The organism is Bathymodiolus azoricus thioautotrophic gill symbiont, from assembly GCF_001298715.1.
Classification (GTDB): domain Bacteria; phylum Pseudomonadota; class Gammaproteobacteria; order PS1; family Pseudothioglobaceae; genus Thiodubiliella.
On the sequence record NZ_CDSC02000372.1, the window covers coordinates 1 to 4,249 of the forward strand.

General features: G+C 33.7%; 5 protein-coding genes. All 5 read left to right on the top strand.

What is annotated here, in order from left to right; genetic code table 11:
• The first annotated feature begins 27 nt into the window (after nucleotides 1–27).
• Complete coding sequence (locus BAZSYMA_RS07285) at nucleotides 28–276, top strand: BufA1 family periplasmic bufferin-type metallophore (RefSeq protein ID WP_090717245.1); 249 nt, start codon at nucleotides 28–30, stop codon at nucleotides 274–276.
• Nucleotides 277–607: 331 nt separating this feature from the next.
• Nucleotides 608–1,411 (top strand): hypothetical protein, encoded by an 804-nt coding sequence (locus tag BAZSYMA_RS07290; RefSeq protein WP_143243143.1) that lies wholly within the window; start codon nucleotides 608–610, stop codon nucleotides 1,409–1,411.
• Nucleotides 1,412–1,560: 149 nt separating this feature from the next.
• Nucleotides 1,561–3,084 carry a YncE family protein gene (locus tag BAZSYMA_RS07295; protein ID WP_195910146.1) on the top strand — a complete coding sequence of 508 codons (1,524 nt, stop codon included), beginning with the start codon at nucleotides 1,561–1,563 and terminating at the stop codon, nucleotides 3,082–3,084.
• A gap of 105 nt (nucleotides 3,085–3,189) precedes the next feature.
• Nucleotides 3,190–3,627 (top strand): rhodanese-like domain-containing protein, encoded by a 438-nt coding sequence (locus tag BAZSYMA_RS07300; protein ID WP_090717236.1) that lies wholly within the window; start codon nucleotides 3,190–3,192, stop codon nucleotides 3,625–3,627.
• A 17-nt stretch (nucleotides 3,628–3,644) separates the two neighbouring features.
• Nucleotides 3,645–4,249: MbnB/TglH/ChrH family RiPP precursor modification enzyme (locus BAZSYMA_RS07305; protein WP_206599454.1), on the top strand; the 605-nt coding region annotated here is incomplete at its 3' end.

The window sequence follows — 4,249 nt, forward strand, 5'->3', positions numbered from 1 at the left end:
ATTTTTATTAACTACAAAAGGAAAAAAATGAACAAAACATTAAAAGCAAGTATTGCCACTGTCGTTATTTTAGGCTCTAATGCGTTAGTTTTAGAAACACATGCAGACTCTAAAGAAAAATGCTATGGTGTGGTAAAAGCAGGTAAAAATGATTGTGCAACCAAGACTTCGTCGTGTGCTGGTAGCTCAACAACTGACGGGCAAACTGATGCCTTTTTGGCATTGCCATCGGGTTTATGTAAAAAATTGGTGGGTGGTAGTCTAACCTCTTCTTAGAAGGCTTTATAATCACAATCAAGGTATCCTTGGTTGTGGTTATTATTTTCAAGATAATTCAAGACCTTTGCATAAATAGGAACAATCATTAAAAACCCACTTTTTACCCACTTGGCGATTTTTTAAACCCAGCCTTAGCCCTGCTAGGACAATATTTAAAGAAATCACCAATTGGGCAAAAATTGGATTTTGCTAATCACCCCTATTTATGCAAAGGTCTTGAATTATTTTAAAAATAATGTGCAAAATATTGCAACTATTTATAAAAATAGTTCGTATAACAGGTTTCAAGTTGAATAAAAGCGACTGTATTATTTATAAAGGAAAAATTATGAACAAAATGAATCAAAGTATTACAAGGACGCTTATCTTATTGTTAATTACTATGTCAACACCAACAATAGCAATGATAACGCCCTTCCAGTTGGATATTACTGGCAAGGGTTTTAATATTACAAAGCAACTAAAGTTAGGCGATGTCGGGGAGAAAAACAATAGTATCAATTTTGATTTTTATGATAAAAATAATCAGCGTTATAATTTTGACTTGCAATACAAAAAGTTGCCAAGTAATCGCTCTTATCCGACCAATTTAGATGTTACCATTAAAGATAATAAGGGTAAAAAATTAGGTTATTTATTTTTAGCAAATAACGGCGTGAGTGCTTTAAAAGATTTGGGTGTATTTGGTTTAATGGTGAATATCAACGGTAAAGTTGTTGATTTTCGTTTTACATTCCAGAGTAATTTTGGTCATTTTAATATTGACGCTTTAGCAGAAGAAAGACTAATACAAGATACATTAATTCCAAAATTTAGCTTTCAGATGATTCGCCCAATTATTGCTCCAAAGGTTGATAAAAATACTCGCTCACAAACTTATTCATTAGATAATCATCCTTATGCGGTCAATTACACGCTTAAAAACATTAACAATGGTTTGGTGCAATTCCAACATAATCTTTATCAATTAAAAGAGGGTAAGGAGGCTTTATTAGAGCGTATTTATTTTAATGCAAGTAGTCTTTCTGTATTAAGAGAAGCAATGTATGCTAGCAAATATTTTCATCCACAAGATGGCACATTTAAATTGGTTTTCTATCCTGCTATGGGGCAAACAGAACCAAATAATTAATTTAATTTCAATGAGTAAATAATGACAAAAATAAAAATCACTATATCACTATATCACTATATTGTATATTAATAAGTTCCATATCATGGGGATGGGATATTCGTGCATTTTATGGCGATCCAGAATTTAACAGAGTTGTTGTTATTGATGTGGCTACCATGACGCTTCTTACTGATGTTCCAACTAACATGAATCCGTATCCAGTTGATAAGGCTGGAAATACAAAAAATCTTTATGTATCGACCCGCAATGCAGATTCAATTGATATTATTAACTCAGAAACCATGTTAAGAACAAATTCTATTAATTTGAGTCACAAACCAAGATCTGCAGAGGCTTATAACGAATCCTTAGGAGTTGTTATAGTTGCAGGTGCAGATAAGCCTATGTCAAGCATCATTGATCCAAACACCAACAAGGTAGTTGCAACTGCAGGAGAAAATACATTAACAGTGCCCAGTTTAGATTATGGTGGCACATTATCTTCAGGACATCCTTTTTGGTTTACAGATCGAAAATTTGCCGTTATTGATAGGGAAAATCGGTCTATTAGCTTATGGAAAATAGTTGGTAATAGAAGTTCTGGTTTCAGTACTGAGTTTTTGAATAAAGTTAAAACACCAACTTCAGTGCATAGTTTTGTCGGCATTAAGAATGAGGCAAGCCGGACATATTATGCTATTGCCGAAGGGTCACCTGACAATGGAATTCCCCCTATGTTACTAGAAATTAAAATTGATCAAGAAGAAATTTTTATAAATAGAGCTCAATCTTTGTATGGTAATCCTGAAAAAATGGGTTCACACCATGCTGATTTACATCCCGACGGAAGGCATATTTATGTTGGCTCTACTCAGGGGTATATGTATGTCATTAATAGGGACAATATGGGTATAGTTAATATAATTAAAACAGGGCTTGGAAGTGCTCATACAACTTTTATTCCAAAGAGAAATTTAGCCATTGTTACTAATCATAAAGATACCTTTGTTACTATCATTAATACAGAAACACATAAAAATATTAAAAATATTACTGTAAGTACTGAACAAGAAAAAGGTCAAATATTACAGTCGCATACATCATTTGTTGATGCAGATGAAAATTATTTTTATTCGTTTGCAACTGATAATGGTACTTTTTACGAGTTAGATTTAGAATTGTTAGATATATCTAGAACTCTGCACACTGGTGGAACTCCTAAACAGGGGGTTTTCGTGTCAATTCCCCCTGTTTTTACTCATATAATGAATAGAGATATTTCTATTGATATCAAACCAATTCAACGCACCACTGGTCATCCATCATCGGCTTTTATTGGGGGAGATAATACGATTAATGCCCCTACAAATATGGTATGGTCAAGTGGACCTTCTTCAAAATTTTCTACTATGCTGAATGATGAAAGTGGAAAACAGTATGAAGTCTATCTGGTTGCCAATGTGACACTTTCAGGATGCCAAAATGTGCAAATTAATAGCGCGATGACTTGTGAATACGCTGTAGCAAATAAATTGAATATTAGTTTTGACGCAACACTAAATACAAATATTCCTGTTGGCACTAGATTGACTGGTCAGTTTTCATTAAAGCGTCTTCAATGGCCAAATATGAACACAACTAATACTGAAATACATAACTTTGAAGTTAACTGGAAGGTGCCACCATTATAAGGCTAAGTTTAAAAAATCGCCAAGTGGATAAAAGTGTTGTTTTATATGCTTACTGGGATTTTTAGCAAAGACCTCATTGAAGTATTTAAATTGTAAGAATAAAATATGAAAAAATTAATTTTAATTGTTAGTCTATTGTCATTAGAAATTCAGGCAGACTTTACAACTCTTTCAACGACTGAAGTGCAAGCAAAAATCAAACAAGGGGTCGCTATTATCGATGTTCGTCGACAAGATGAATATGCCAGATATGGTATTATTCCTGATGCGTATAAGCTTACTTTTTTTGATAAAAAAAATAATTACAACACTAAACAATGGTTAAAAGATTTATCCAGTATTGTTAAAACCAAAGACACACCATTTATTTTGGTTTGTGCTCACGCTAATCGCACTAAGGTTATTGGTAAACTTTTAGGTAAAAAAATCGGCTATAAAAATGTTTTTGAACTGGATGGCGGCATCAATTATGGCTGGATTGACAAAGGATTAAGCACCACAAAGATCTTTGTTGATAATAAGCCATGGTATAAGTTTTGGTAAAAGGCGTTGGCATTGGATTGAGACATCAGCATTTACAACAAGTGCTAAATGAAAAGCCTAATATTGATTGGCTTGAAGTGCATAGTGAGAATTTTTTTTATGACAATCTTGCCAGCTATCAATTGGAGCAAATAGCTGATGATTACCCACTTAGTTTGCACGGGGTAGGCCTGTCGTTAGGCTCGGATGATAAGCTTAATCAACAGCATTTGCAAAATTTAAAAAATGCGGTGGACAGGTTTCAGCCTGATTTGGTGTCAGATCATTTGAGTTGGTCAAGTATTGATGGTAACTATTTGCACGATTTGTTGCCATTGCCTTACACTCAAGCGACTTTAAACCATTTTGCAGACAAAGTCAAAGCTACTCAAGATTTTTTAGGGCGACAAATTTTGATAGAAAATCCATCCTCTTATTTACAATTTAAAGTTTCAAATATACCTGAATGGGAGTTTTTTGCCCGTTTGCCAGGTTTGTGTGGTTGTGGTTTATTGCTTGATGTTAATAATATTTATGTAAGTTGTATAAATCACCATTATCAAGCCAGTGATTATTTAGCAGTGATTGATAAAGAGGATGTTGGTGAAATTCATTTGGCAGGGCACACTGAAAAACATTTGCC